Annotated in this window: 22 protein-coding genes and 1 tRNA gene; 9 read left to right on the top strand and 14 right to left on the bottom strand. The window is 62.2% G+C overall.

Annotated elements, in window-relative coordinates:
- Positions 1-113: 113 nt before the first annotated feature.
- Entirely contained in the window at positions 114-776 is a 663-nt protein-coding gene (locus PQQ95_RS28640; protein WP_408443626.1) for an RlmE family RNA methyltransferase, read from the bottom strand.
- 182 nt (positions 777-958) lie between these two features.
- On the opposite strand from PQQ95_RS28640, the gene PQQ95_RS28635 reads away from it, so the two are divergent.
- Positions 959-1,489: a YhbY family RNA-binding protein gene (locus PQQ95_RS28635; RefSeq protein ID WP_408443624.1), complete on the top strand. Its 531-nt coding sequence runs from the start codon at positions 959-961 to the stop codon at positions 1,487-1,489.
- A 187-nt stretch (positions 1,490-1,676) separates the two neighbouring features.
- Here the strand turns inward: PQQ95_RS28635 and PQQ95_RS28630 are convergent, their stop codons facing one another.
- From PQQ95_RS28630 to gloB, 7 genes are all read right to left on the bottom strand, one after another.
- Positions 1,677-2,186, bottom strand: coding sequence for a DUF4149 domain-containing protein (locus tag PQQ95_RS28630; RefSeq protein ID WP_408443621.1), 510 nt, complete (start codon positions 2,184-2,186; stop codon positions 1,677-1,679).
- 20 nt (positions 2,187-2,206) lie between these two features.
- Complete coding sequence (greA, locus tag PQQ95_RS28625; RefSeq protein WP_408443618.1) at positions 2,207-2,683, bottom strand: transcription elongation factor GreA; 477 nt, start codon at positions 2,681-2,683, stop codon at positions 2,207-2,209.
- 151 nt (positions 2,684-2,834) lie between these two features.
- Positions 2,835-6,089, bottom strand: a complete 3,255-nt coding sequence (gene carB, locus PQQ95_RS28620; RefSeq protein ID WP_408443615.1) for a carbamoyl-phosphate synthase large subunit — start codon at positions 6,087-6,089, stop codon at positions 2,835-2,837.
- Positions 6,090-6,309: 220 nt separating this feature from the next.
- Positions 6,310-7,464 carry a glutamine-hydrolyzing carbamoyl-phosphate synthase small subunit gene (carA, locus tag PQQ95_RS28615; RefSeq protein WP_408443612.1) on the bottom strand — a complete coding sequence of 385 codons (1,155 nt, stop codon included), beginning with the start codon at positions 7,462-7,464 and terminating at the stop codon, positions 6,310-6,312.
- A gap of 427 nt (positions 7,465-7,891) precedes the next feature.
- On the bottom strand, positions 7,892-9,133 hold the full coding sequence (locus PQQ95_RS28610; protein ID WP_408443609.1) for an MFS transporter: 1,242 nt from the start codon (positions 9,131-9,133) through the stop codon (positions 7,892-7,894).
- A gap of 201 nt (positions 9,134-9,334) precedes the next feature.
- The gene (locus PQQ95_RS28605; protein WP_408443606.1) at positions 9,335-11,029 is read right to left on the bottom strand and encodes a transglycosylase SLT domain-containing protein; all 1,695 of its coding nucleotides are present in this window, start codon (positions 11,027-11,029) and stop codon (positions 9,335-9,337) included.
- 157 nt (positions 11,030-11,186) lie between these two features.
- Positions 11,187-11,978: a hydroxyacylglutathione hydrolase gene (gloB, locus tag PQQ95_RS28600; protein WP_408443605.1), complete on the bottom strand. Its 792-nt coding sequence runs from the start codon at positions 11,976-11,978 to the stop codon at positions 11,187-11,189.
- A gap of 19 nt (positions 11,979-11,997) precedes the next feature.
- On the opposite strand from gloB, the gene PQQ95_RS28595 reads away from it, so the two are divergent.
- From PQQ95_RS28595 to PQQ95_RS28575, 5 genes are all read left to right on the top strand, one after another.
- A complete protein-coding gene (locus PQQ95_RS28595; protein WP_408443603.1) occupies positions 11,998-12,861 on the top strand; it encodes a class I SAM-dependent methyltransferase in 864 nt (287 codons plus the stop codon).
- Positions 12,858-13,304: a ribonuclease HI gene (gene rnhA, locus PQQ95_RS28590; RefSeq protein ID WP_169485743.1), complete on the top strand. Its 447-nt coding sequence runs from the start codon at positions 12,858-12,860 to the stop codon at positions 13,302-13,304. Before PQQ95_RS28595 ends, rnhA begins: the two co-directional genes overlap by 4 nt.
- Positions 13,305-13,380: 76 nt before the next feature.
- Positions 13,381-14,121, top strand: a complete 741-nt coding sequence (gene dnaQ, locus PQQ95_RS28585; protein WP_408443601.1) for a DNA polymerase III subunit epsilon — start codon at positions 13,381-13,383, stop codon at positions 14,119-14,121.
- A gap of 48 nt (positions 14,122-14,169) precedes the next feature.
- Positions 14,170-14,244: transfer RNA gene (locus PQQ95_RS28580), tRNA-Val, on the top strand.
- Between the two features lie 500 nt (positions 14,245-14,744).
- Positions 14,745-16,622 carry an ABC transporter ATP-binding protein gene (locus PQQ95_RS28575; protein WP_408443599.1) on the top strand — a complete coding sequence of 626 codons (1,878 nt, stop codon included), beginning with the start codon at positions 14,745-14,747 and terminating at the stop codon, positions 16,620-16,622.
- A gap of 18 nt (positions 16,623-16,640) precedes the next feature.
- On the opposite strand, the gene PQQ95_RS28570 is transcribed toward PQQ95_RS28575, so the two are convergent.
- From PQQ95_RS28570 to PQQ95_RS28555, 4 genes are all read right to left on the bottom strand, one after another.
- Positions 16,641-17,105, bottom strand: coding sequence for a DUF2214 family protein (locus tag PQQ95_RS28570; protein WP_408443597.1), 465 nt, complete (start codon positions 17,103-17,105; stop codon positions 16,641-16,643).
- Positions 17,106-17,264: 159 nt separating this feature from the next.
- Positions 17,265-18,119 carry a hypothetical protein gene (locus PQQ95_RS28565; protein ID WP_408443595.1) on the bottom strand — a complete coding sequence of 285 codons (855 nt, stop codon included), beginning with the start codon at positions 18,117-18,119 and terminating at the stop codon, positions 17,265-17,267.
- Between the two features lie 304 nt (positions 18,120-18,423).
- The gene (locus PQQ95_RS28560) at positions 18,424-19,488 is read right to left on the bottom strand and encodes a glycosyltransferase family 4 protein (protein WP_408443593.1); all 1,065 of its coding nucleotides are present in this window, start codon (positions 19,486-19,488) and stop codon (positions 18,424-18,426) included.
- A 460-nt stretch (positions 19,489-19,948) separates the two neighbouring features.
- Positions 19,949-20,083 (bottom strand): hypothetical protein, encoded by a 135-nt coding sequence (locus tag PQQ95_RS28555; RefSeq protein WP_408443591.1) that lies wholly within the window; start codon positions 20,081-20,083, stop codon positions 19,949-19,951.
- Between the two features lie 43 nt (positions 20,084-20,126).
- Between PQQ95_RS28555 and PQQ95_RS28550 the strand changes: the two genes are divergently transcribed.
- Positions 20,127-22,013 carry an ABC transporter ATP-binding protein gene (locus tag PQQ95_RS28550; protein ID WP_408443590.1) on the top strand — a complete coding sequence of 629 codons (1,887 nt, stop codon included), beginning with the start codon at positions 20,127-20,129 and terminating at the stop codon, positions 22,011-22,013.
- A 113-nt stretch (positions 22,014-22,126) separates the two neighbouring features.
- On the opposite strand, the gene otsA is transcribed toward PQQ95_RS28550, so the two are convergent.
- Together otsA and otsB are read right to left on the bottom strand one after the other, a co-directional pair.
- Positions 22,127-23,587 (bottom strand): alpha,alpha-trehalose-phosphate synthase (UDP-forming), encoded by a 1,461-nt coding sequence (gene otsA / locus PQQ95_RS28545; RefSeq protein ID WP_408443587.1) that lies wholly within the window; start codon positions 23,585-23,587, stop codon positions 22,127-22,129.
- Between the two features lie 55 nt (positions 23,588-23,642).
- Positions 23,643-24,392 carry a trehalose-phosphatase gene (gene otsB, locus PQQ95_RS28540; protein WP_408443584.1) on the bottom strand — a complete coding sequence of 250 codons (750 nt, stop codon included), beginning with the start codon at positions 24,390-24,392 and terminating at the stop codon, positions 23,643-23,645.
- Between the two features lie 384 nt (positions 24,393-24,776).
- Between otsB and PQQ95_RS28535 the strand changes: the two genes are divergently transcribed.
- Both PQQ95_RS28535 and PQQ95_RS28530 read left to right on the top strand, forming a co-directional pair.
- Positions 24,777-25,433 (top strand): SCO family protein, encoded by a 657-nt coding sequence (locus PQQ95_RS28535; protein ID WP_408443581.1) that lies wholly within the window; start codon positions 24,777-24,779, stop codon positions 25,431-25,433.
- Between the two features lie 18 nt (positions 25,434-25,451).
- Positions 25,452-25,913, top strand: coding sequence for a copper chaperone PCu(A)C (locus tag PQQ95_RS28530; protein WP_408443579.1), 462 nt, complete (start codon positions 25,452-25,454; stop codon positions 25,911-25,913).
- Positions 25,914-25,919 lie beyond the last annotated feature (6 nt).

The following is a 25,919-nucleotide window of genomic DNA, read 5'->3' as shown; positions in this document are numbered from 1 at the left end:
ACCCCTGCCATAAGGTTTCGCTACCACAGAAATAGCGTAGCGCGCCATCAATGCGCCAATCCCGGCGCCATGGGCAACATTATCGGCAAAGGCGGAACCTTCCTGTAGCGCACCTACACGGGGCGCTTCAGATGCTTACCCAAAATAAACGTTTCTGACGATTTGTCCCGCGAGGCTTTCGGCTTGCGGGCCGCCACCACCTTGAACTGGCGCTTGAACTTTTCGACAATCTGGCTGTAACCGCTGCCGTGAAAACATTTGACTAAAAGGGCGCCATCCGGCTTCAGGTGGTTTTGTGAGAATTCCATCGCGATATCGCACAGATGCTCGATTCGCGCGGCATCCGCCACCGCCACTCCCGACAGGTTGGGCGCCATATCCGAAATTACAAGATCAACTTGTCGTTCCCCGACCAATTCTTCCAATTGAACGAGAACCGAGTCTTCACGGAAGTCGCCCTGAATGAAGTGGACGTCGGAGATGGGTTCCATCGGCAGCATGTCCAGCGCGATGATTGTGCCGTCGATCCCGCCCTCGCGCTCGGCGTCGCGCTGCGCGCCTTTGGCCAGCTTGTTACGGGCGTACTGACTCCAGCTACCCGGCGTGGAGCCGAGGTCGACGATGACCTGGCCTGGCCGGATGAGCTTGTCCTGCTCGTCGATTTCCTTCAGCTTGTAGGCTGCGCGGGCGCGATAGCCCTCCCGCTGCGCCATTTTGACGTACGGGTCGTTGATGTGATCATGCAACCACGCCGTGTTGAACTTGTTTTTTGCCATTGAAGGTGAACTCTTGCTGCGAAATGTGGCGCTTTAGGGGATAATACGCGGTTAATTCGCGCGGCCACCGCCAAAACTGGCAGTCATCCGCGATTCTGTTGTTCTGACGCGCCGCCCTGCGCTATTGGCCGAATCTCTCGGAAATGCAGGTGCCGCCATTTTAGTCGAGTCTCCCACTTTCCATGCCAGCCCTTAAAGTCTCTTCCGACCAACGCGCCGAGTTGCGCTCCCAGGCACATGCGCTCAAACCGGTCGTGCTCGTCGGCGCCGAAGGCTTGACCGACGCTGTGCTGTCGGAAATCAAGGTCCACCTTGGCGCACATCAACTGATCAAGATCCGCGTGTTCGGCGACGAACGCGAAGAGCGCATCGCCATCTACGAACAGATCTGCGACAAGCTGAGCGCCGCGCCGATCCAGCATATCGGCAAGCTGCTGGTGATCTGGAAGCCGGAAGCGGCTGCGCAACCGGCCGTCAAGGCCAAGCGCGGCGCCCTGCCGAGCGCCCGCGAAGCAGCTGTCGAAGCCAAGCCGGGTAAAGGCCGCGCACCGCGCGTGGTCACGGTGGTCAAGCCCAGCGAAATCCCGATGCGCAAGCCGAAGGCCAAAGCAGTCGTGGTGCGTGGCAATGAACGCGTCACGCAAGGCGGCAACGTCAAGCGCGCCAAGAAGCGCCAGACCAGCGCGAAGCGCGCGCATCAGTCGTCGAAGTAAGCGAATGATGAGGGTGCGGGCGGTGTCCGCACCTTTAAGACATTGAACTGACATTGAACTGATCAGGCCGCCTTGGCAACACCGCTTGGGGTCTGGCCATTCGAGTAGCGCCGGCCGGGTAACACGACGGGTTAAACGCGGGCTAAACGACAGGCAACCCCGCTCAAGCAAGCCGGAGCCTTACCGCTCAACTGGCGACTTTCCCCGCAGCACCGCGAGCGCCCTGCTCCGAAACCACGACGCCGACGCTCGCCGGCAGCTTCCACACCAACGCCACGCCCAGCAGGCTTTCGATCAAGTAAAACAGACTCGATACGCCGTGCAGGATGCCGAAGCGCGTCGCATAAGCCGAATGCCCGACATCACTGCCCGCTTCCAGCGCGGCAATGCGCATTGCATTCATGAACGGCTGCAGCGCAAAGTAACCCACCAGCACGCACACCAGCATGCCGACGATCAACCAGCGCAAACGACGATAAGCGTCGCTGCCGCGGCGCACCAGCACGTTCGCGAGACCCAGCAGCAAAATGCCGCACACCGCGCCCAGCACGCCCTCGATACGAAACAGCTGTGCCGCCACGGCGCCCGCCGTCATGCGGTCGAGCGACGTGAACAACACGGGCGCGACGGCATAGCCGATAGTCAGCAGACTACCGACCCACACCACCGTCAGCAGACGGAACAGTCGATGCGGCATCAAGGACACCGGGGCCGCCTTCAAATGTAGCTAACCGCGATGATTTCGTACTCGCGCACGCCGCCCGGCGCCTGCACCGATGCAACGTCGCCTTCCGACTTGCCGATCAAGGCGCGCGCGATCGGCGAGCTGATCGAGATCAGGCCGTGGTCGATATCCGCTTCGTCGTCGCCGACGATCTGGTATTTGACCTTCGCACCCGAATCGAGGTCTTCGAGTTCGAGCGTCGCGCCGAACACCACGCGGCCGTCCGCTTCCACCTTGGACGGGTCGATCACCTGCGCACCGGCCAGCTTCGATTCGATTTCGGCAATACGGCCTTCGACGAAACCCTGCTTTTCTTTCGCCGCGTCGTATTCCGCGTTTTCCGACAGATCGCCCTGGGCACGCGCTTCCGCGATCGAATTGATCACCGAGGGACGCTCAACCGATTTCAGGCGCTGCAATTCATCGCGCAACATTTCCGCGCCGCGCTTAGTCAATGGAACAGTGCTCATAAACAACTCTATGCAAAAAACAGCCGTAAAAAAAATCACCGCGGTTAAGTGCATTCCGTGGAGGCTGACGTTCCGGGCAAAACCCGGGCCACAGCACCTGCGGAACGCCGCTTAACCGCGGCACTTACATCTTGGACAGGTATTCGAAGCCTTAGTTTAGGCGAGCGTGAAGACCTTGTAAATCATAGACTTCCAGGTCCTTCAAATAGCGCAAACCTTCAACCGCGGCGCGTGCGCCCGACATCGTCGTGTAGTACGTGACCTTGTTCGCCTGGGCGCTCATGCGGATCGAACGCGAGTCGGCGATCGCGGCACGGGTTTCGTCGACGGTCGTGAAGACCAGCGCGATTTCACCGTTCTTGATCATGTCGACGATGTGCGGACGACCGTCCTTCACCTTGTTGACGACCTTGACCGGCACGCCGGCCGCTTCGATCGCGGCAGCCGTGCCCTTGGTCGCGACGATCGGGTAGCCGAGTTCGTGCAGCATGCGCGCGACTTCGACGGCCTTCGGCTTGTCGGCGTCCATCACGGTCAAGAGCACAGTGCCCGACTCCGGCAGACGCGAACCTGCCGCGAGCTGCGACTTGAAGAGCGCTTCGCCGAAGGTCTGGCCCACGCCCATCACTTCACCGGTCGAACGCATTTCCGGTCCGAGCACCGGATCGACTGCCGGGAACTTGACGAACGGGAACACGGCTTCTTTCACGCTGAAGTACGGCGGATCGATTTCCTTGGTCACGCCCTGTTGCGCCAACGTCTGACCGACCATCGCGCGCGCCGCGATCTTCGCGAGCGGCAGGCTGGTCGCCTTCGAGACGTAAGGCACCGTACGCGATGCACGCGGATTCACTTCGAGCACGTAGATCACGTCCTCTTTCGAACCGCCGGCCTGCGGCACCTGCTGGATCGCGAACTGCACGTTCATCAGGCCGACCACGTTCAGCGCCTTGGCCATGGCGCCGGTCTGGCGCTTCAGCTCAGCAATGGTTTCCTTCGACAGCGAGTACGGCGGCAGCGAGCAAGCCGAGTCACCCGAGTGGACGCCTGCCTGTTCGATGTGCTCCATCACGCCGCCGATGAACACGGCTTCGCCATCGGAGATGCAATCCACGTCGCATTCAATCGCATCGTTGAGGAAGCGGTCGAGCAGCACCGGCGAATCGTTCGACACCTTCACCGCTTCGCGCATGTAGCGCTCGAGGTCGCGCGGCTCGTGAACGATTTCCATGGCGCGGCCGCCCAGCACGTACGACGGACGCACCACCAGCGGATAGCCGATTTCCTCGGCGAGCTTCAGCGCTTCGTCTTCAGCACGCGCGGTGCGGTTCGGCGGTTGACGCAGGCCGAGGTCCTGCAGCAGCTTCTGGAAACGCTCGCGGTCTTCCGCGGCGTCGATCATGTCCGGCGACGTGCCGACGATCGGCACACCGTTCGCTTCAAGATCGAGTGCGAGCTTCAGCGGCGTTTGACCGCCGTACTGAACGATCACGCCAACCGGCTTTTCCTTGTCGACGATTTCGAGCACGTCTTCAAGCGTCAGCGATTCGAAGTACAGACGATCGGACGTGTCGTAGTCGGTCGAAACGGTTTCAGGGTTGCAGTTGACCATGATCGTTTCGTAGCCGTCTTCGCGCATGGCGAGCGCGGCGTGCACGCAGCAGTAGTCGAACTCGATACCCTGGCCGATCCGGTTCGGGCCGCCACCCAGCACCATGATCTTCTTGTTGTTCGTGGGGTTCGCTTCGCACTCTTCCTCGTAGGTCGAGTACATGTAGGCGGTTTTCGTGGCGAACTCGGCCGCGCACGTGTCGACGCGCTTGTACACCGGGCGCACGTTCAACTCGATACGGCGCGCGCGCACCTCAGCCGGCTTCGCACCGAGCAGCTTCGCGAGGCGCCGGTCCGAGAAGCCACTCTGCTTCAGATACTTGAGTTCTTCCTTCGACAGGCTTGCCAGCGTACGGCCTGCCAGCGCTTTTTCCTTCAGGATGATCTGTTCGATCTGCGCGAGGAACCACGGGTCGATCGAGGTCTCTTCGAAGATCTCCTCGGCCGTCATGCCGACGCGGAATGCATCGCCCACGTACCAGATGCGATCCGGACCGGCTTCGCCGATCTCACGAATGATTTCGTCGCGGTTGCTGGTCTTTTCGTCGAGACCGTCCACGCCTACTTCGAGGCCACGCAGCGCCTTCTGGAACGATTCCTGGAAAGTGCGGCCGATGGCCATCACTTCGCCGACCGACTTCATTTGCGTGGTCAGACGCGCATCGGCTTCGCGGAATTTCTCGAACGCGAAACGCGGGATCTTGGTGACGACGTAGTCGATCGTCGGTTCAAACGATGCCGGGGTCTGGCCGCCGGTGATTTCGTTCTTCAGCTCGTCCAGCGTGTAGCCGACTGCCAGCTTTGCCGCGACCTTGGCGATCGGGAAGCCGGTGGCCTTCGAGGCCAATGCCGACGAACGCGACACGCGCGGATTCATTTCGATCACGATCATCCGGCCGTCTTTCGGATTGATCGAGAACTGCACGTTCGAACCGCCCGTGTCCACGCCGATTTCGCGCAGCACAGCGAGCGATGCGTTACGCAGGATCTGGTATTCCTTGTCCGTGAGCGTTTGCGCCGGCGCGACGGTAATCGAGTCGCCGGTGTGGATGCCCATCGGATCCAGGTTTTCGATCGAGCACACGATGATGCAGTTGTCCTTCTTGTCGCGGACCACTTCCATCTCGTACTCTTTCCAGCCGAGCAGCGATTCTTCGATCAGCAGCTCGCGCGTGGGCGACAGGTCGAGACCGCGCTTGCAGATCTCTTCGAATTCGTCGCGGTTGTACGCGATGCCGCCGCCTGAACCGCCCAGCGTGAACGACGGACGGATCACCACCGGGTAGCCACCACTGCCGGTTTGCGACGCGATGTCCGCTTGCACTGCCAGCGCTTCTTCCATCGAATGCGCGGTGCCCGACTTGGCCGAACCGAGGCCGATCTTGGTCATCGCGTCTTTGAACTTCTGACGGTCTTCCGCTTTGTCGATCGCTTCCGGCGACGCGCCGATCAGCTCGACCTTGTACTTGTCCAGCACGCCGTGTGCGTGGAGATCCAGCGCGCAGTTCAGCGCGGTCTGGCCGCCCATTGTCGGCAGGATCGCGTCCGGGCGCTCCTTGGCGATGATGCGCTCCACCACTTCCCACGTGATCGGCTCGATGTAGGTCACGTCGGCCGTGTTCGGGTCGGTCATGATCGTCGCCGGATTGCTGTTGACGAGGATGACCTTGTAGCCTTCCTCACGCAGCGCCTTGCATGCCTGCGCGCCCGAATAATCGAACTCGCACGCCTGGCCGATGATGATCGGACCCGCGCCGATGATGAGGATGCTTTTAATGTCTGTCCGCTTGGGCATAACGCTCTCGCTAATGTATTCCTGAATTCTTTCCGTCGGCGCGCTGCGTTAATACGTTGCGCGCGCTCTGCTGTGTGCTGCCGTTGGTGTTGCCGGCGGCTCGTTTCTGGGGCGCTTGCGCACCTTGCGCGTGGTACGCGCGCATCGCCTGACGCGCCGCGCGCTGCCGGGTTACCGCACGACTTCTTTCGGCAAGCCCGCAGCGCCGAGCCGCTTCAGCTTACGCCGCCGCGCTCTTGCCGGCCTTTTTCGTGTCCATCAACGCGGTGAAGCGGTCGAACAGATAGGCGATGTCGTGCGGACCGGGCGATGCTTCCGGGTGGCCCTGGAAGCAGAACGCCGGCTTATCGGTCAGCGCGAAACCTTGCAGCGTACCGTCGAACAGCGAGACGTGCGTGACCTTGGCATTGGCCGGCAGCGTGTCGGCGTCGACCGCGAAACCGTGGTTCTGCGACGTGATGACCACGCGGCCGTCTTCGAGATCCTTCACCGGATGGTTCGCGCCGTGGTGGCCGGTTTTCATCTTCAGGGTCTTGGCGCCGAGCGCGAGGCCCATGATCTGGTGGCCGAGGCAGATGCCGAAGGTCGGGATGCCGCGCTCGATCAGTTCTTTGGTGGCTGCAATCGCGTAATCGCACGGCTCCGGATCGCCGGGACCGTTCGACAGGAACACGCCGTCCGGGTTGAGCGCGAGCGCATCGGCAGCAGAAGCCTGCGCCGGCAGCACGGTGACGTGGCAGCCGCGTTCAGCCAGCATGCGCAGAATGTTGTACTTCACGCCGTAATCGAACGCGACCACGCGATACTTCGGCGCGTTCTGCGTGCCGTAGCCGGAACCCAGACGCCATTCGCTCTGGATCCATTCGTAGCTTTCCTTCGTCGACACGACTTTCGCGAGGTCCATGCCCGACAAACCCGGGAACGAACGCGCGAGTTCGATTGCCTTCGCTTCGTCATCCGAACCGGCGAGAATCGCGCCGTTCTGCGCACCCTTGTCGCGCAGCACGCGAGTCAGCATGCGGGTATCGAGACCGGCGATGGCGACCACGCCTTCGTCTTTCAGATATTGCGGGAGCGTGCGCTCCATGCGGAAGTTCGACGCGAGAACCGGCAGATCACGGATGATCAGGCCGGCGGCATGGACTTTCGTGGCTTCGACGTCTTCGGCATTCACGCCGACGTTACCGATGTGCGGATACGTGAGGGTCACGATCTGGCGCGCGTAGCTCGGGTCGGTCAGGATTTCCTGATAGCCGGTGATAGCGGTGTTGAACACGACTTCGCCGATCGTATGCCCGGGGGCGCCGATCGAGTAACCACGAAAGACCGTGCCGTCGGCGAGTGCGAGCAAAGCGGGAGAAAATGACGGCAACACGGGAGACTCCTTGGGGAACACCCTGTTGCCGACCTGTCTATCCGACTGCGAGCCGCAGCGAAACGCATCGACAGGATGCGCGCGCAGACTCGCTCGCGTACTGCTGATGACGTCGCAAGGGGCGCGATGGGTCCATTGTGTGGACGGATCGGCTGGGTGCGGGGCGTCAAAAGCGCGCGGCGGATGAACGGTATGGGAGAGGTAGGCGCTAGGGTGCGGGTTGATAAGCTCAAACCTTGAAATTATAGCGCGAAACTACCCTTCCCTCCAAATCCGAGATGGAAAGCCGGCGTGGCGGAGTACCTTCCCTAACAGGTCGGGGCCTTGCTGCGCATGGCTCTGAAGCCACTGGACAAAATTTGCATGGGCCAGAATCGGGATAGAACCGGTAAATATGACCCAGCCCGGCGAACTCTCCCTGACGGCCTTAAACCTGCTGTTCCGCGTGCACATGCGCCGGTTGAAGCCGCGCGCGGCCGGGCAATACGTACCAGATCGCGCTCAACACTTGTAGCGCCACCAGAATGCCCCACGCGGTCAGATGCGCGGCGGCCGGATAATGTCCGCCGCTGGCCGGCCAGCGCGACAGCACGGCGCCAACGCCGATCTGAAAGCCGAAAATCAGCAGAAAGATGATCAGCGTCAGGGTGGTATTCACCCGGCCGATCATCTGTGCCGGAAAATGGCGCGCCATCACCGCATAACTGAGAATCCCGGTACCGCCGAAGATTCCGTACGCCGCCCACAGCAGGCTCGCGGGCAACGGCGCGTTGAACATGATCAGCAATTGGGTGACGACGAACAGGGCCATGCCGATGCCGCAAAACACATACAACGAGACACCGCGCCGCTCCAGACCACGTGCCGCCGCACCGAAACCCACGCAGCCGGCCATCATCGCGAAGCCGAGAACCGACACCAGTGCGGCGGCTTCACGCGGCTCGAAGCCCTGCACGTCGCGCAACCAGGCGCCGACCCACAGCGACTGCATCGCGTAGAACACGCCTTGCGTCACGACCGAAAACGACGCGATCTTCCAGAATGCAGCGCTCCTCAGGATGTGCAAAGTGCCCTTGAACTGGGCGCCGAGACTTGCCTGGTGGTGGGTTTCCTTTGTGTCCGGCGCGAGAGTCCACTGCGCCACCGCAACCAGTACCGTCAGCAGGCCCAGGCCGACGCAGACCCCGCGCCAGCTGGCGAAGCTCAGCACCCATGTGAGCGGCGAGCCGACCATCACACCGCCAAAACCGCCGATCGCCATTACCAGCCCGTTCATCAGCGGCAGCCGGGCCGATGCGAAATGCTGCGCCAGCGCCTTGAAGGCGGCGCCGAGACACACGGACACACCGACGCCGATCAACAGGCGTCCGACCATCATCACGCCAACGCTGTGCGCCGCGCCGAACACCCAGATTCCCAGCGCGGCAAATAGCAGGGTGACCGCCGTCACCCGTCGCGCGCCGAAGTGGTCGAGCAGCACGCCAGCCGGAATCTGCGCGCCCGCGAAGCCGAGAAAATACAGACTGGTAAGCAAGCCGAGATCCGTGGCCGACAAACCGAGATCGTGTGTGATGAAGGGCGCAAAGCCCAGATTGACGCCACGAAACACGTACGAAACAAAGTAACCGGCGGAAAACAGGAGAAAAACGCGTAACTGGGTCGACGACATAAGCTTTCAAATGAGCGGCCAACACGGCCTGAGCACGAACGATAAATGAAATGCGCGAAGTTCGCCGGAATTGATCTGCAGAATGAAAAACGCCGTCACCCTGAGGTGACGGCGTCGGAATAACACGGTGCGTGATCGGAGCGCAATTCATGCGCTGCCCCCGCAACGCATGTGGTCACTACCGTGGAGCCGCTTTTTGGTCTACTTACCCTTCTTCGCGTTGGCCGCAGTCTTCTGGCGGCTATCTGCCGCAGCCTTCGACGCCTTGCTGGACGTGGAAGCCGACACCTTCGTCACCTTGCCCTTGCTGGCGCCGGACGTTGTCGGCTTGCTCGCTTTAACCACCGGATCAGACACCTTCACCACGGCGGAATGGCCACGACCCTTCTTCTTATCGTAGCGCGAATCGCTCCTCGTGTCTGTGACGCGGGTGCCGATCTTCTCGACGCCGCCGCCCTGCACGTCGGTCGCGATACGCTCCGGGCCCGGTTCGCTAGGCATTGTCTTGCCGACCGGCACGTGCAGAACAATCACCTGACCACGCGAAACCTGATCGCGATGCGTGCGATTCCATGCCTTCAATTGACCGATCGAAACGCCGTAACGCACTGCAATGGCGGCCATGGATTGATTGCGACGCACGCGGATCAGCATCTTGCGGGTGTCGGGAACGTCGGGCTCCATCGCCAGCACGGCGCTTTCAGCGACGTCCGCGCTGATGTCTTCGTCGTCGTCCGAACCGCGCGGCACGACGATCGTCGAGCCCGGTTTCAAACGCATGCCGGCCGGAATCTTGTTCACTTCCATCAGCGTGTCCGCGTCGACGCCGATCTTTTGCGCGAGCGCTGCCGGCGCAGAACGCTCCGTGACCGTGTACGTGGTCCAGGACGACAGCGAACCGGAATAGGTCTTCAGATTACGTTCGAAAGCGCTGGCGTTGTCGAACGGCAGCAGGATCTGCGGCTGCGTGGCGCCGAGAATCACCGGCTTCCTGAACGAGGGATTGAGCGAGCGGAATTCGTCGGGCGACAGATTCGCGAGCTTCGCCGCCATGTCCACGTCGATGTCGTGCGAGGTCGTAACCGTCACGAAATACGGGTGATTCGGAATCGACGGCAGCGTGAGCCCGTACATCTGCGGGTTCATCACGATGTTCTTCACCGCCTGCAGCTTGGGCACGTAGTTGCGCGTCTCGTTCGGCATGCGCAGGCTGAGGTAGTCGGTAGGCAGCCCCGCCGCTTCGTTGCGCGCGATCGCGCGCTGCACGTTGCCTTCGCCCCAGTTATAGGCGGCGAGCGCCAGTTGCCAGTCGCCGAACATGTCATGCAGACGCGACAGATAGTCGAGCGCGGCGCTGGTCGAGGCCAGCACGTCGCGGCGCTCGTCCTGCCACATGTTCTGCTTGAGGTTGTAGGTGCGGCCCGTGCCCGGCATGAACTGCCACATACCGGCTGCCTTCGCCACCGACAACGCCTGCGGGCTATACGCGGATTCGATGAACGGCAGCAACGCGAGCTCGGTCGGCATATGGCGCGCTTCGAGCTCTTCGACGATGTGGTACAGGTATTTCTGCGAGCGCTCGGTCATGCGCTGCACGTAGTCCGGGCGCTGCGCATACCAGTTGACCTGCATGTCGACGAGGTCGGTTTGCAGATCCGGCATTTGAAAACCACGGCGAATACGGCCCCACAAATCGGCGTCCGCGCTCGTCAATTGATTGACCGAGCCTTGGTCGACGTTGATCGTCTCTTTGGCGGTGGCTGTCTTGCGAAGGGCGTCGGCTACGGCTTGCTGACTGGCGGGGTTGGTTGCGGTGGTGGGGCTATTCGTCGCCGGTCCCTGACTCGCGCAAGCGGCGAGTGTCAGGACCAACAACGCACTAAAGATAAATCGCATGAACGTCTCGGCTTCCACGAGGGCTGGAATTTGCAGCCGATAGTACGAAACGGCAACGTTTACGTCAATCGGAAAATTACGAAAAAAATCAAGGAAATCTTGGGCTTGGCGAATTTTTGCGATTCTTCGCGTGAGGAACGCCCTGATGCCGAACGGGTCAACGGAAGCGGTTTTTCCATTCGCGCATGAGCGTAAATGCCGTCAGGCGATCGGACACTTTTTCATGCAACTGCTCTTGCAAGGTGGCGCGAATCGCCAGACTGTCGGCGCGTAAAAATGGATTCACGGCGCGTTCGTGGGCGATGGTGGTAGGCAGCGTCGGCACGTGGCGCGCGCGCAATTCGCTCGCCTTGTCACGCCAGGCTTGCAGTTCGGCGTTGTCCGGCTCGCAAGCGAGCGCGAAGCGGATGTTCGACAACGTGTACTCGTGGGCACAGTGAACCTCGGTCGCGCCGGGCAGTGCGGCCAGCGAATCCAGCGACGCCAGCATCTGCGTGGGCGTGCCTTCGAACAAGCGGCCGCAGCCACACGCGAACAGCGTGTCGCCACAAAACACGTGCGGCGTGCCGCGCGGGTCGGCGGCCTGAAAATAGGCAATATGGCCGCTCGTATGACCGGGCACGTCGAGCACGCTGAATTCGAGTGCGGGCGCCGCAATCGTCACGTGATCGCCGTTTTTGAGACGATACGTGAGGTGCTGGATCGCCTCACCCGCGGGGCCGTACACGGGAACGGCCTGGCCGTTCAGCAGATCGGCCACCCCACCGACATGGTCTTGGTGATGGTGCGTGAGTAAAATAGCGCTCAGCCGCCAACCCCGTTTCGCCAGATAGGCGCGCACGGGAGCGGCCTCACCCGGATCGACGACCACCGCATGATGCCCGTCGGAAACGACCCAGATGTAATTGTCTTCAAACGCTGGGACCGGTACGTACTCGAGCGCATTCATAGGCGACGCATTCTCTGATATGACTGATCGAGCGATTATAGACTGGCCTGCCTGGACCGATTCGCCACCCGGCCGCTACGTACTCGAGTGGGAACAGACCCAGCTCGATCGCGTGGTGTCCGACGTGTTCGGTTACCATGCGCTGCAACTCGGCCTGCCGCAGCTCGACGCCTTGCGCGAAAACCGCATGCCGTGCCGCGGACTCGTGCTCGACGCCGCGAGCGGCGCGAGCGCGCCCTACACTTTCCCGCGCGGTTTGGGGCGTGCCGGGAATGGCCGGGCGAATGGCTTGGGCAATGGCGGGGCACAAGGTCTGTCCACGGGTTTGCCGGCGCCGGCTGGACGCAGCGCCGTCTGGTGCGATCTGCTCGACCTGCCGTTCGAAGCTCAAAGCGTCGACCTGATCGTGATGCCGCATACGCTGGAATTCACGAGCGACCCTCACCGGCTGCTGCGCGAAGCCGAGCGCGTGCTGATGCCCGAGGGCCAACTGATCATTCTCGGCTTCAATTCGCTGTCGCTGTGGGGCGCGCGCCAATCGGTCGGCAAGATGACCGGCCGGCCGTTCGTGCCCGCGGCAGTCGACCTGATCGCCTTCACGCGCCTGAAAGACTGGATCAAACTGCTGGGTTTCGACCTTGAACGCGGGCGCTTCGGCTGCTATCGTCCGCCGCTCGGCAGCGAACAATGGCTGTCCCGCTATGCTTTCATGGAAGCCGCCGGCGACCGCTGGTGGCCGATTTTCGGCGCCACCTACATGATCAAGGCGATCAAGCGCGTGCGCGGCATGCGCCTCGTCGGCCCGCTGAAAGTGAAGAAACCTGTCCTCGCCGCGGGCCTCGCGCCCGCCGCCACACCGAACACACGCAACCACACTCAATGACTTCCGACATCATCGATATTTATACCGACGGCGCCTGCAAAGGCAACCCCGGCCGCGGCGGCTGGGGCGCGCTGCTGCGCTTCGGCGACCAGGAAAAAGAACTGTTCGGCGGTGAACCCAACACCACCAACAACCGCATGGAACTGATGGGCGTGATCGCCGCGCTCGAAGCGCTCAAGCGCCCCTGCAAGGCCGTCGTGCATACCGACTCGCAGTACGTGCAGAAGGGCATCAGCGAATGGATTCACGGCTGGAAGAAAAAAGGCTGGATCACCGCCGCGAAGCAACCGGTGAAGAACGCCGATCTCTGGAAGCGGCTCGATGCGCTCGTCGCCCAGCACGAGATCGAATGGCGCTGGGTCCGCGGTCACAACGGCCACCCGGAAAACGAACGCGCGGATCAACTGGCCAATCGCGGCGTCGCGTCACTCGCGGAAATGTGATGTGTACTGCGACGCGCGCAGCACACATGCGCGCGCCCTTCTTTTTTGCTGATTTTTTAGAGCAGGCTAATCCGACATGCGTCAACTCATCCTCGATACCGAAACCACCGGCCTGAATGCACGAACCGGCGACCGGATTCTTGAACTCGGTTGCGTCGAAATGGTGAACCGCCGGCTCACGGGCAACAACCTGCATTTCTACATCAATCCGGAACGCGAAAGCGATCCGGGCGCATTGGCGGTTCACGGGCTGACCACCGAATTCCTGAGCGACAAACCGAAGTTCGCCGAGATCGCCGATCAGATTCGCGACTTCATTCAGGACGCGGATCTGATCATTCACAACGCGCCGTTCGACATCGGCTTTCTCGATGCCGAATTTGCGTTGCTGGGTTTGCCGCCGGTGAAAACCTACTGCGGCGAGATCATCGATACCCTGGCGCGCGCCAAGCAGATGTTCCCCGGCAAACGCAATTCACTCGACGCACTGTGCGACCGCTTCGGCATCAGCAACGCGCACCGCACGTTGCACGGCGCACTGCTCGACTCGGAACTGCTTGCTGAGGTTTACCTGGCGATGACGCGCGGCCAGGAGAGCCTCGTCATCGACATGCTCGGCGATTCGCACGGCGGCGGCGATGCACACGCGCCGCGCATCGCGATCGATTCGTTGAATCTGGTCGTGATCGCCGCGAGCGACGATGAAATCGCCGAACATCAGGCCGTGCTCGACGGCCTCGACAAAGCGGTCAAAGGCACCAGCGTGTGGCGCCTCGAACCGGCTCCGGCTTCGGCCGCGGATGAGCAAACCGCTTAAAAAGTACTAGACGACTCGAAAAATCCCTGACATAATTCGGCTCTCTTCGGGTGGTTAGCTCAGCGGTAGAGCACTGCCTTCACACGGCAGGGGTCACAGGTTCAATCCCTGTACCACCCACCAGATTCGCGGGGTATCCGAAGAACCGCAAAAGAAAGCCCTCGAACGAAAGTCGAGGGCTTTTTTGTTTGTGCTTCTTTTTGTCTGGCATGCACGCCCCGGCTTAATCACATGCGCACCTTGATAAGCATCTGCGCCTGCTCTGCTTCGAAGTCAATACCGAACTTTCGTACGATTGCAGCCGCCAAACACTGCTGATATAGTCAGTTTTCGGGCATTCGCCCCGCTCATTTTCTTCACCTCATTCGACTAAAGGGAGGCGTCACATGTTCGCAGTGCATATCGCGCTCCCTGGAATGGTCTCACGACCGTTCTCGCGACCTTAACGTCGTCGCGTCGTCGCTCACGCGGTTCTGCCTGAACAGGCGTCCCGCGCAATTTCCAGACAGTCCGTAGTCCCATTGCCGGCATCGTTGTCAACAGAGTTCGGCTCGCTTGACTGTCTCTTCCTTTCGCTTCTGACTGGAACCTCGGTGCGCTCGCGCGCCACCGGGTCGTGGCAAATGACTAGAAAAAAACTCGACTTTCGCGGACAAGCCTTCAAGGATGTCCTCGGCTTCACCTTCCTTCACTGGGGCAAACAGCCTTGGCGCATCTTCGTCATCGCGGCGCTGGTGCTGCTCTCGGCATTGGCCGACGTGCTCACGCCGATGTTCGCCGGGCGGCTCGTCGACGCGATCGCGTCCGGCTCGGCCGGCGACACCGTCGCGTGGCGCGCGGCGATCACGGCCTTCTGCGTGCTGGGCGCGCTTGGGCTCGGCGCCACGCTGCTTCGTCAAGGCGTGTTCTTCAACATCATCAAGCTGACGCTGAAGATGATGAGCGAGATTGCCGCGAACGCGTTTCATCGTGTGCAACGCTTTTCGACGGACTGGCACGCCAACAGCTTCGCCGGGTCCACGGTGCGCAAGATCACGCGCGGCATGTGGGCGCTCGATCTGCTCAACGACACGCTGCTGATCGCGTTGTTTCCGTCGCTGGTCATGCTGGTCGGCGCAACGGCGCTGCTCGGCTGGCGCTGGCCGATGATGGGCGCGGTTGTCGGCATCGGCTCGGTGCTTTATATCGCGGTGACCGTGGCCATGTCGCTCGGCTTCGTTGCGCCCGCCGCACGCCTCGCTAACGCGTGGGACACGCGCATGGGCGGCGCCCTCGCCGATGCAGTCAGTTGCAATGGCGTGGTGAAAGCGTTCGGCGCCGAAGACCGCGAAGAAGCCCTGCTCGACCGTGTGATCGTCAAGTGGCGTCATCGCACACGCCGCACATGGATCCGCGGCACGATCAACGGCGGCTTGCAGGGCGGCATGCTGGTGACCATCCAGGCCGCCATCCTCGGTGTCGCCTTGCTGTTGTGGGCGCGCGGCGAAGCGAGCGTCGGCGACATTACGTTCGCGCTGACAATGTTCTTCATGCTGCAAGGCTATCTGCGCGACGTGGGCATGCACATCCGCAACCTGCAGCGTTCGGTCAACGACATGGAAGAGCTGGTGTCGCTGGAGAGCCAGTCGCTGGGTATCGAAGACCGCCCCGGCGCGGGCCCGATCGCGATCGGCAAAGGCGAAATCCGCTTCGAGCACGTCACCTTCCACTACGGTGCGAAAGCGACGCCGCTCTACGACAATTTCTCCGTGCGCATTGCGCCGGGAGAACGCGTCGGACTGGTCGGGCATTCGGGTTCCGGTAAGACTACCTTCATCAAGCTGATCCAGCGGCTGTATGACATTTCGGAAGGTCGGATCACGATCGACGGTCAGGACATCGCCCGTGTGCGGCAGGCGTCGTTGCGCAGCCAGATCGCGATCGTTCAGCAGGAGCCGGTGCTGTTTCACCGCTCGCTGGCTGAGAACATCGCCTACGCACGGCCCGGCGCGAGCCGCGCCGAGATCGAACGCGCGGCGAGGCTCGCCAGTGCGCACGACTTTATCGCGGCGCTGCCTCAAGGTTACGACACGCTGGTGGGCGAACGCGGTATCAAGCTCTCGGGCGGCGAACGTCAGCGCGTGGCAATTGCGCGGGCGTTTCTCGCGGACGCGCCGATCCTGATTCTGGACGAAGCGACCTCGAGCCTGGACAGCGAAAGCGAAGTGCTGATCCAGCGCGCCATGGAGCGGCTGATGATGGGCCGCACGACGCTGGTGGTGGCGCACCGTCTTTCCACCGTGCGAGCGCTGGACAGGCTGCTGGTGCTCGACAAGGGCAAGATCATCGAGGAAGGCAGTCACGAGGCGTTGATCAGACTCGAGAACGGCCTGTACCGGCGCTTGTTCGAGCGTCAGGCGCTGGAGTTGATCAAGGGCTTGGGCGATTCGGAAGTCATGCGCAAGACCGACGGCGCGAAGACGAATCGGCTCGATGATTCAAGTCTGGTGGTTGAGAAGTAAATGGCACTCGGCGTCCGGCTAAACCACGCCCGCAGGCAGCCCAACGCCGCGGGCCATGCCGGTAGCCGCGAATACCATCAACACCAGCAGCACAGTCTGAATCACGCTGAAACGCGCATAGGTGCGCGCTTTTCGCAAATCAGGCGGGGCGCCTTTCCTGATGGAAGCGCGCCAGCGCATCAGGCCGAGCATCGTCGGGACTTCGAGGATGAGGATCAACACGAGCAGCGTCATCTTGGCGTGAAAGAGCGGCTCATGCAGGTAATAGTCAGCGCCCTTTTCGAAACCGCCGAAGGCGCGCATCAAACCGGTGACAATCAGCACCAGCGCTGAAATGCCCCACCGCGTGTCGGAGCGGAATACGGATCGCAACGCGGCGGGCACGCTGGCTCGCCGCAATGACCAGGTGCGCCGGAGAATCGACGCAAGGGCAAAGCCATAAGCGAGCAGATGAAGGGCGGCAAGCAACCAGCGAACCAGCATAGCGACTCCTGCAAACGACGCAATACGATCGATGTATGTCTCACTCGCCCATTGAAACACCGGGCGGCACCTTTCTTACAGTTCTTATTATCGGCTACAGCCCACTTTACGACGCCTGCGTCGACCGCAGGGTGTGGCCGACTGCACAAAGCGACCGTTTCAGACTTGCCGCAACGATGTGTCGAGCGCACGCGCCGCGACCCGATCACCCTCGGTAGTCAGCGCAGTGCGGAACACCGTTTGCCGATTGTGGCCCGCCGCAGCCGGCGAATCCCACAGCAATTCGATTTTCGGACGTCGGCCGAAGGCGCCGCGAGCCAGCGCAGGCGCGCCGGCTGCGCCGAGCGGCGCCGCAGATCCACCCAGCTCGCCGGCAACGCCGAACGCCACCGCGGGCGTAGGCGCCGGTGGCGCGCTCACGCCCGGCGATGTCGCCCAGCGCACGGACAATTCGCGGGCATCGTACTGCCCCACCTTGCGACGTTCGGCCCAGACGATCACCGTGCGGGTGGCCGGATCGAGCGCGACCGCATAGCGGCCGATTGCAAAGCGCCGCGCGGCGATATTGGTTCGCCACAGCGCGCGCGGCCGGCAAATCCACACGACCGCTGCGTACAACGCCGGGGCCGCCAACAGCCAGCCGTTAGTGGCCGCCACGGCCTGAGCGGCGCGCCGCCAACCGGCGCTCGCCGCAAATGCGCCGACCGACCAGACCGCAAACAGGAATCCGAGGAAAGCAAACAGACGCACCGCCTGCCGCAGCCATTGCGGCAGTGGATGCAACGGACGCTCGGCTACGGCGCGGGCGCCCGGCAGGAAGATCAACAGGAACAGGAACACCAGGTTGATGCACGCCCACGGCGAGGACACCATCGCCGACAGCGACGCGCCCAGGTCCATCTGCGCCATCGAAAAAAGCCAGCGAGTGAGGAGCACGAGACCGATGGCGCGCAGCGCGAAAATCATTCCGGCGCCGGGCGCCGCGTTCGCACGCGTCTCTTTCGTTCTCGCCAAAGCATCCTCCTGTCGTCTGCGGCGCCGCAGCCAGATTTGCGGCACGGCCATTATAGGGATATTACCGAGACAGGCTCATACTTGCCGGCCCCAAAACCGTACTTTCTGCCGCCTACAGGCAAAACCGCGGCGCGCATGCAACAACGCCCCGCAAGCGAGATGCACGCGGGGCGTTGCTGAAGCAGCCGGACCGTCTGATCGGCGGGGGCGCCGCCTGGCCAGCGTGAAGATGGCCAAGCGGCGCCTGACGGGAAGCGCCGAAAGCGCGCCTGCAAGCTCGGCTGGCTGCTTTTACGTACCGTACTTAGCCGGCGTTGACTTCGCGCAGCACCGTGCGATGCTTCTGACGGAGCAGTTCTTCGTAGGCGGCGACGTAGTTCTGCGCCATCACTTTCGACGAGAAGCGCGATTCGAATGCGGCACGCACCTTGGCGCGCGGCAGCGTGTGCAGACGCTTCAATGCGGCGACCGCGCTGATTTCGTCTTCGACGACGAAACCCGACACGCCGTTTTCGATCACTTCCGGCACCGAACCACGGTTGAACGCGATCACCGGCGTACCGCACGCCATGGCTTCGATCATCACCAGACCGAAGGGCTCCGGCCAGTCGATCGGGAACACCAGTGCATGCGCGTTGCCGAGGAACTCACGCTTTTCGGCCTCGCCGATTTCGCCGATGTATTCGACGTGCGGGAGCGCCATCAGCGGCTTGATCACTTCTTCGTAGTAGGCACGGTCGGCCTTGTCGATCTTGGCTGCGACCTTGAGCTTCATGCCTGCCTGGCCGGCGATGCGGATCGCGCGGTCGAGACCCTTCTCCGGCGAGACGCGGCCGAGGAATGCGAGGTAGCCCGGCTCGACGTCCTTGATCGGCGTGAGCACGTTTTCCGGCAGCCCGTGATAAACGGTTTGCAGCCAGTTCGCCTGTTGCAGCGGAATGCGCTGGTTGTCCGAAATCGACACCACCGGGACGTCGCTGAACGTGTTGAAGATCGGTTGCAGTTCCGGCAGATCGAGACGGCCGTGCAGCGTGGTCAGGAACGGCACCGGCTGGCGGGCGAACAGCGAGAACGGGTAGTAATCGATGTGGAAATGCAGCACGTCGAATTCGTCCGCGCGGCGGCGCACTTCTTCGAGCAGCAGCATGTGCGGCGCCATCACGTCGCGAATGGTCGGGTCGAGGCGCAACGCCTGCGGCCAGAACGCTTCGAGCTTCGCCGAGGTTTGCGAATCGCCGCTTGCGAAAAGCGTGACGTCGTGGCCCTGTTCAACCAGCGCTTCGGTCAGATAGGACACCACGCGTTCCGTCCCGCCGTAAAGCTTGGGAGGAACCGCCTCGTGCAAGGGAGCAATTTGAGCGATTCGCATAATGAAGAACTCCGTAAAAATCAGGCAAAAGTACTGCGTTTGGTAAAAGCGACTCGCTTGCTCGCCAGGGCAGTCTGGCCGGATATGCCGGCGCGGGCCTGATTCTTTCGAGAAATCCTGCGATGGATCGCTTGGGTAGTGAGCCCAGATCAGCAGTTCGCTGCCTGCGCATGTGCCGGTAAACGCACACATGGCACCTACGTTGACAAACTGTCAGATATTTCGGTGGGCCAACCGAGCATGCATTATCAATGCCGGGGATCTCGCTGCACCACAACATTTCAAAGTCTTTACGTTGTTACAAAGGTGAAACACTTTACAAACCCTTGTTTTATAAGACAGTTCTACAGTAGCAACTGGCTCGCAACGCCGACCTGAAGACGGTAGCTGTAAGTTCCTGTGTCAACTTTGCCGGCAGACCTTGAAGAAATGCCGCGCCGCAGTTGAATGCAATTTGTAATTATATCCCGAAATAGTCCGCAGCCAGCGTGAACCACCGCTCCCCCGGCGGGTCGAGCAACAGCAGGTTGCGGTCGTCTATCGCGAAATCAGTCGCGCCATCGCCCGGATACACAGGGCGCAATCGCTTTTGCATGTTTACAATGCGAAGCATCGGCTTCGCGGCGAACGCTTTTGCTATGGCCCATGCCTTGCGTGCACAACCTGAAACACACCGACCTCACGATCAATTGGAACACTTAACCATCGCCCAGCGTAATGCCCAGAACGCAAAGCTTGCGAGCTATGCGCACCGGCCGCTTGCGTTTCTTTTCCGCTTTATTCGCCGCCATCCGCTCGCGCATGCGATCGTCCTGTGCAGCGTGTTCGCGGCCGTGGGCTGTGCGCTCGCTTCGCAATACGCTATCAAGCATCTGATCGATGTACTCGGCGAAGGCCGGCATCATCCCGGGCCGTTGTGGGGCGCTTTCGCCATCCTGGTCGGCCTGATCGCCGCCGACAACCTGCTGTGGCGGGTCGGCGGATGGGTGGCCGCGCATACCTTCGTGGCCGTGACCGGCGACTTGCGGCGCGACCTGTTCCAGTATTTGAGCGGCCACTCGCCGACTTACTACTCGGAGAAACAGCCGGGCATGCTGGCAAGCCGCATCACGGCCACCTCGAACGCGGTCTACACCGCGGAGAACACCACCGCCTGGAACGTGCTGCCGCCGTGCATCGCCGTGCTCGGTGCGATCGTGATGATCACCGCCGTGAATCCGCTGATGGCGGGCGGCCTGATGCTCTGCTCGGCCATTCTGTCGGTCGTGCTCTACAAGCTTGCCGGGCGCGGCTCGGCGCGGCATCACCACTTTGCGACGAAAGCAGCGTCGGTAGACGGTGAGCTGGTCGACGTGATCAGCAACATGGGCCTCGTGCGCGCCTTCGGCATGACGTTTCGCGAGCAGCAACGTTTCGGCGCAACCGTCAAGGCGGAAATGGAAGCGCGCCAGCAAAGCCTGCTGTATCTGGAAAAGCTGCGCCTGCTGCACGCGGTGATCACCGCGCTGCTGTCAGCAGGCTTGCTGGGCTGGGCGCTGTGGCTGTGGGATCAAGGCAAGGCGACCTCCGGCGACATCGTGCTGGTCAGCTCGCTCGGCTTCACGATTCTGCACGGCACACGCGACCTCGCCGTGGCGCTGGTCGACGTCACGCAGCACGTCGCGCGCCTCGCGGAAGCCGTTCGCACCCTGCTCGAGCCGCACGGCATGCCGGATCGCGACGGCGCCACCGAGCTCGTGCCGCAAGGCGGCCGGGTCGATTTCGAGAGTGTGACCTTTGCCTACCCGCGCCGCCGGCCGATTCTCGATCACTTCGACCTGCATATCGAGCCGGGCCAGCGGGTTGGCCTGATCGGCAAGTCGGGCGCGGGCAAATCCACCGTGCTGGCGCTGCTTCAGCGCTTCTACGAGACACAGGGCGGCGCCATCAAGATCGACGGCCAGGACATCGCCGCGATCACCCAGGACAGCCTGCGCCATGCCATCGCGCTAGTGCCGCAGGATATTTCCCTGTTCCATCGCACGGTGTACGAAAACATCGCCTACGGCCGCCCCGAAGCGACCCGGGAAGAAGTGGTCGCTGCCGCGCGCGAAGCCCGCTGCAGCGATTTCATCGAAGCCATGCCGGAAGGGTTCGATACGATCGTCGGCGACCGCGGCGTGAAGCTGTCCGGCGGGCAGCGTCAGCGTATCGCGATTGCGCGCGCGATCCTGAAGAACGCGCCGATCCTGCTGCTCGACGAAGCCACTTCGGCGCTCGACAGCGCCTCGGAAGAAGCGATCCAGAAGGCGCTCGACCGGCTGATGGTGGGCCGCACGGTGATCGCGATCGCGCACCGGTTGTCGACGCTCAACAACTTCGACCGGATCATCGTGATGAGCCAGGGCAAGGTGATCGACGACGGCACGCCGGAAGAATTGCGCCAGCGGCCGGGCCTGTATCGCGATCTGCTCTCGAAGCAATACGGCAAGGGCACCACGCTGCATGTCGGCGGCAAGAAGGTGGACGAACAGCACGTGGTCTAGCCAGTGCATCACGTTCTGCTGCTTCAGCAATATCCGCAGCAACAAACATAAAAGCCGCTCGAGAGCGGCTTTTATGTTTTTCAAAGGCAGTTTTAGCCAGGCCCGAAAACCGCCTATCCGACCGTGGTTTCGCGCGCCGTCTTCCTGGCCGATCCGGCCCGCACCTTCACGGTTCTGGTGCTCTTCGCACCATCGACGCTCTGAAGATCGCGCATGAAGTTATCGCGCCACACCGACACATTGTTCTCGCGCAGCTGGGCCATCATGTCGCGATGCCGCGCCTGACGTTCGACAAGCGGCATCTCCAGCGCGCTCGCCAATGCCTCGGCCATGCCGTCGATATCGACCGGATTCACGATCAGCGCGCCGTCCAGTTCCTGCGCAGCGCCGGCAAAGCGTGACAGCACGAGCACGCCCGGATTGTCCGGATCCTGCGCCGACACATACTCCTTCGCGACGAGGTTCATGCCGTCGCGCAACGGCGTGACGTAGCCGACATGCGCCGTGCGAAACAACGCGGCCAGCACCGAGCGCTCGTACTGCTTGTGGATGTACAGGATCGGCGTCCAGTCCAGTTCGGCGAAGCGACCGTTGATGCGCCCCGACTCTCCTTCGAGCTGCAGGCGGATGTCCTGATACGCGTGCATGTCGGCGCGCGTCGGCGGTGCGATTTGCAGGAACGACACCTTGTTGCGTTGCGCGGTGAAATGCTCAAGCAGGCGCTCGAACGCACGAAACCGTTCGACCAGACCCTTCGAATAATCGAGGCGGTCCACGCTCATGATCAGCTTGCGCGAATGCAGTGCCGTCTTCATTGTGCGTACCGGCTTGCCGCGCTCGCCCGCTTTCGCGAGCTCGGCGATTTCATCCGGATAGACACCGATCGGATAAGCCGCCGCACGCAACGTGCGGCCGAACGCATGGACGCTCAGCGGTCCGCTGGCCGGCACGTCCACCGTGCCGTTCGCCTCATTGACGATGTAATCGCAGAACGCCCGCAAATCCGGCGCGGTCTGGAAACCGAGCAGATCGAACGAGCAGAGCGCCTCGACCAGTTCGCGATGCGGCGGCACCGCCAGCAATACCTGCGACGCGGGAAACGGAATATGCAGAAAGAAGCCGATGCGATTTTTCACGCCGGCCGCGCGTAACGCCTGGGCGAACGGAATCAGGTGATAGTCGTGGACCCAGATCACGTCGTCTTCGCGCAATAGCGGCACGAGCTGCTGGGCGAGCCACGCATTGACTCGGCAGTAGCCTTCGAAGTCGTGCCGGTCGTAATGCAACAGATCGGCGCGATAGTGGAACGCGGGCCACAGCGTGGCGTTCGAAAAACCGCGGTAATACTGGTCGTAGTCGCGGCGCATCAGCGCGATGGTCGCGAAGGTCACCGGTCCGCGCTCTTCCACCTTGATCTGCGGCTGACCCGAGCTGAGCACGTCGCCGCTCCAGCCGAACCACATGCCGCCGGTTTCCTTCAGCGCGTCGTACACGCCGACCGCGAGGCCGCCCGCTGCCGGGCCGCCCTCCGAGATCGGCGCAACCCGGTTCGATACGATGATCAGTCGGCTCATGAAGCGCGATTCCCGATGCAATAAGTCATGGTCGTTGAGCGATGCGGGCTCACCATCACGCTCCGCGCGCAGCCGCGACAACCGATTCCAGCCAGTCGAGCAGCGCTGTGACCGACTCGACGCGCGTGTGCGCCATCGTGTCGCCCGCACCCACCTTGATCGACAGGCCCCCACGCTCGTTGACGACGGCAAAGCCTTTCTCGTCGGTCAGATCGTCGCCGGCAAACACCGGCGTACGGCCGACGAACGGCGGCTCGTCCAGGAACGCGCGCATTGCGCGGCCCTTGTCGACGTCCTTCGGCTTGATCTCGTAGACCATCTTGCCCGGCTGCAACACATACGCGCCGGGGTAGTCGGCCACCAGCCGCTCGGTCGCCTCGCGCGCCACCGGCTCGCGGTCCGGCGCGTTGCGGTAGTGCAGCGCCAGCGCGGCGCCTTTGATTTCGAGCAGCATGCCGGGATGTTCGTTGACGACCTGCGCGAGCACCTGCTCCATGCGCAACAGACGCTCGTCGTGAAAACCGATGCGCTGCGTGTCGCCGTTCGCGTCGCGCCGCTCGGCGCCGTGCAGACCGGCGATCGGCAGATCGGGCATGCCGAGAAAACCGTCGATGCTGTCTATGCCACGTCCCGAGACTATCGCGACTGCGCCATTCGTGAGGCTGCGCAACTCGCCCAGCAACACGATCACGCGCGGATGCACCAGCACGCCGTCCGGCGTGGGTGCGAGTTCGACGAGCGTGCCGTCGAAGTCGAAGAAAAATGCCGTCTCACCAGGAGACAGAACAGCCGGAAGTGCTTGCATCGGTTAATTTTGCCTTTCAGCCTTCTGCGGCCGGAAAAGTGTGCGCATCTTACCGCGCATCCGTCAATTTTTCGAGAAAGTAAGCTGGGACACAAGCCTGGCCGGGCAGCACAGCCGACGCCGTTCGCGATTGCGTTCAAAACGAGAACAATCCGGCTTCAACGAGCTTTCAGCCACCTGCGTCAAATTGCCTCGCAAACCATGCGCCAGCGGGCGCTGCGCGACGTCGCCGGACATTTTGCGATACAGTCGCTGCCACGCAGACCCTTGCCGTGACAACCCTATTTGCACATCACGACAGGCCGCGCGTTTTGCATGAACCGGCCCACGCCCATGTGTGGGCAACTCACGCGCCGCTCTTCAATCGAGTCATTGAGCCCTGCTTTGTTCCCCCTGATCTCCTTCCGCCAACAGCCGAACCGCTTGACGCCACGCCGGCCGTGGCCCGCGCGCCGGGTGGCGCTGACCGTCGTGGTGGGTGTGCTCGGTGCATTGGCCGGTTGCACGCACCCCACTGAACCGTTCCAGTTGACCAACGTGACCGGCCACCTGCCGGATCTCGATTTCACGCTAACCGGCGACGACGGCCGCGCCGTAACCGGTGATTCGTTTAAAGGCCGCACGTCGCTCGTCTACTTTGGTTATACGCATTGTCCGGACGTCTGCCCAGAAACGATGGGCCGCCTGATGCAGGTGCTCGGCAAACTCGGCCCGGACGCGCAAAAAGTGCGCATCCTGTTCATCACCGTCGATCCGGCACGCGACACGCCCAAAGCATTGCACGATTACGTCGGCGCCTTCGACTCGCAACACGCCGAGGGTCTGACCGGTACCGACTGGCAGATCGAGTCGCTCGCCAAGCGTTACCGCGTCGCCTACCAGATGGAAAAGCGCGACCCCAACGGCAACTACGAAGTCACCCACAGCTCAGCCGTCTATGTGTTCGACTCGCAAGGCCACGCGCGCCTGCTCGCCACCGATCACGATACGCCCGACGCGATCGCACAAGACCTGCGCCGTATCATTGATGACCGTTCCTGACCTTTCCCGAGTTCACCCATGTCGATCAAGATCAAAACGTTCGCCGCACTGAGTTGCACCCTCGCCCTCTCGTTCGGTTTCGCGTCCGCAGCGCTTGCCGCCGGCGCTAACGCCATCAGCGTTAAAGACGCCTGGGTGCGCTGGCTGCCGAACAACCTCCCCGCCGCCGGCTACGTGACATTGGTGAACGCGGGCGACAAGCCAGTCGACCTCGTCGATATTTCCAGCAACGACTACGGCGGCGCCATGCTGCATCAAACCGTGTCGAACGGCTCGACGCAAAAGATGGTGATGGTCGACAAGCTGACGGTGCCCGCGCACGGCCAGGTGGCGATCGCGCCGGGCGGCTATCACGTGATGCTCGAAGACGCGAAGCACAAGGTCGCACCCGGCGACACCGTGCATCTCACGCTGAAGTTCTCCGACGGCGAGACGCTCGATACGCCGTTCGCCGTCAAGTCGCCCGCCCAGACCAAGTAACGCCCT

Origin of the sequence: Paraburkholderia caffeinilytica (assembly GCF_046030355.1) — a bacterium.
Taxonomy (GTDB): Bacteria; Pseudomonadota; Gammaproteobacteria; order Burkholderiales; family Burkholderiaceae; genus Paraburkholderia; species Paraburkholderia caffeinilytica_B.
This window is presented reverse-complemented; position numbering and strand designations above follow the sequence as displayed.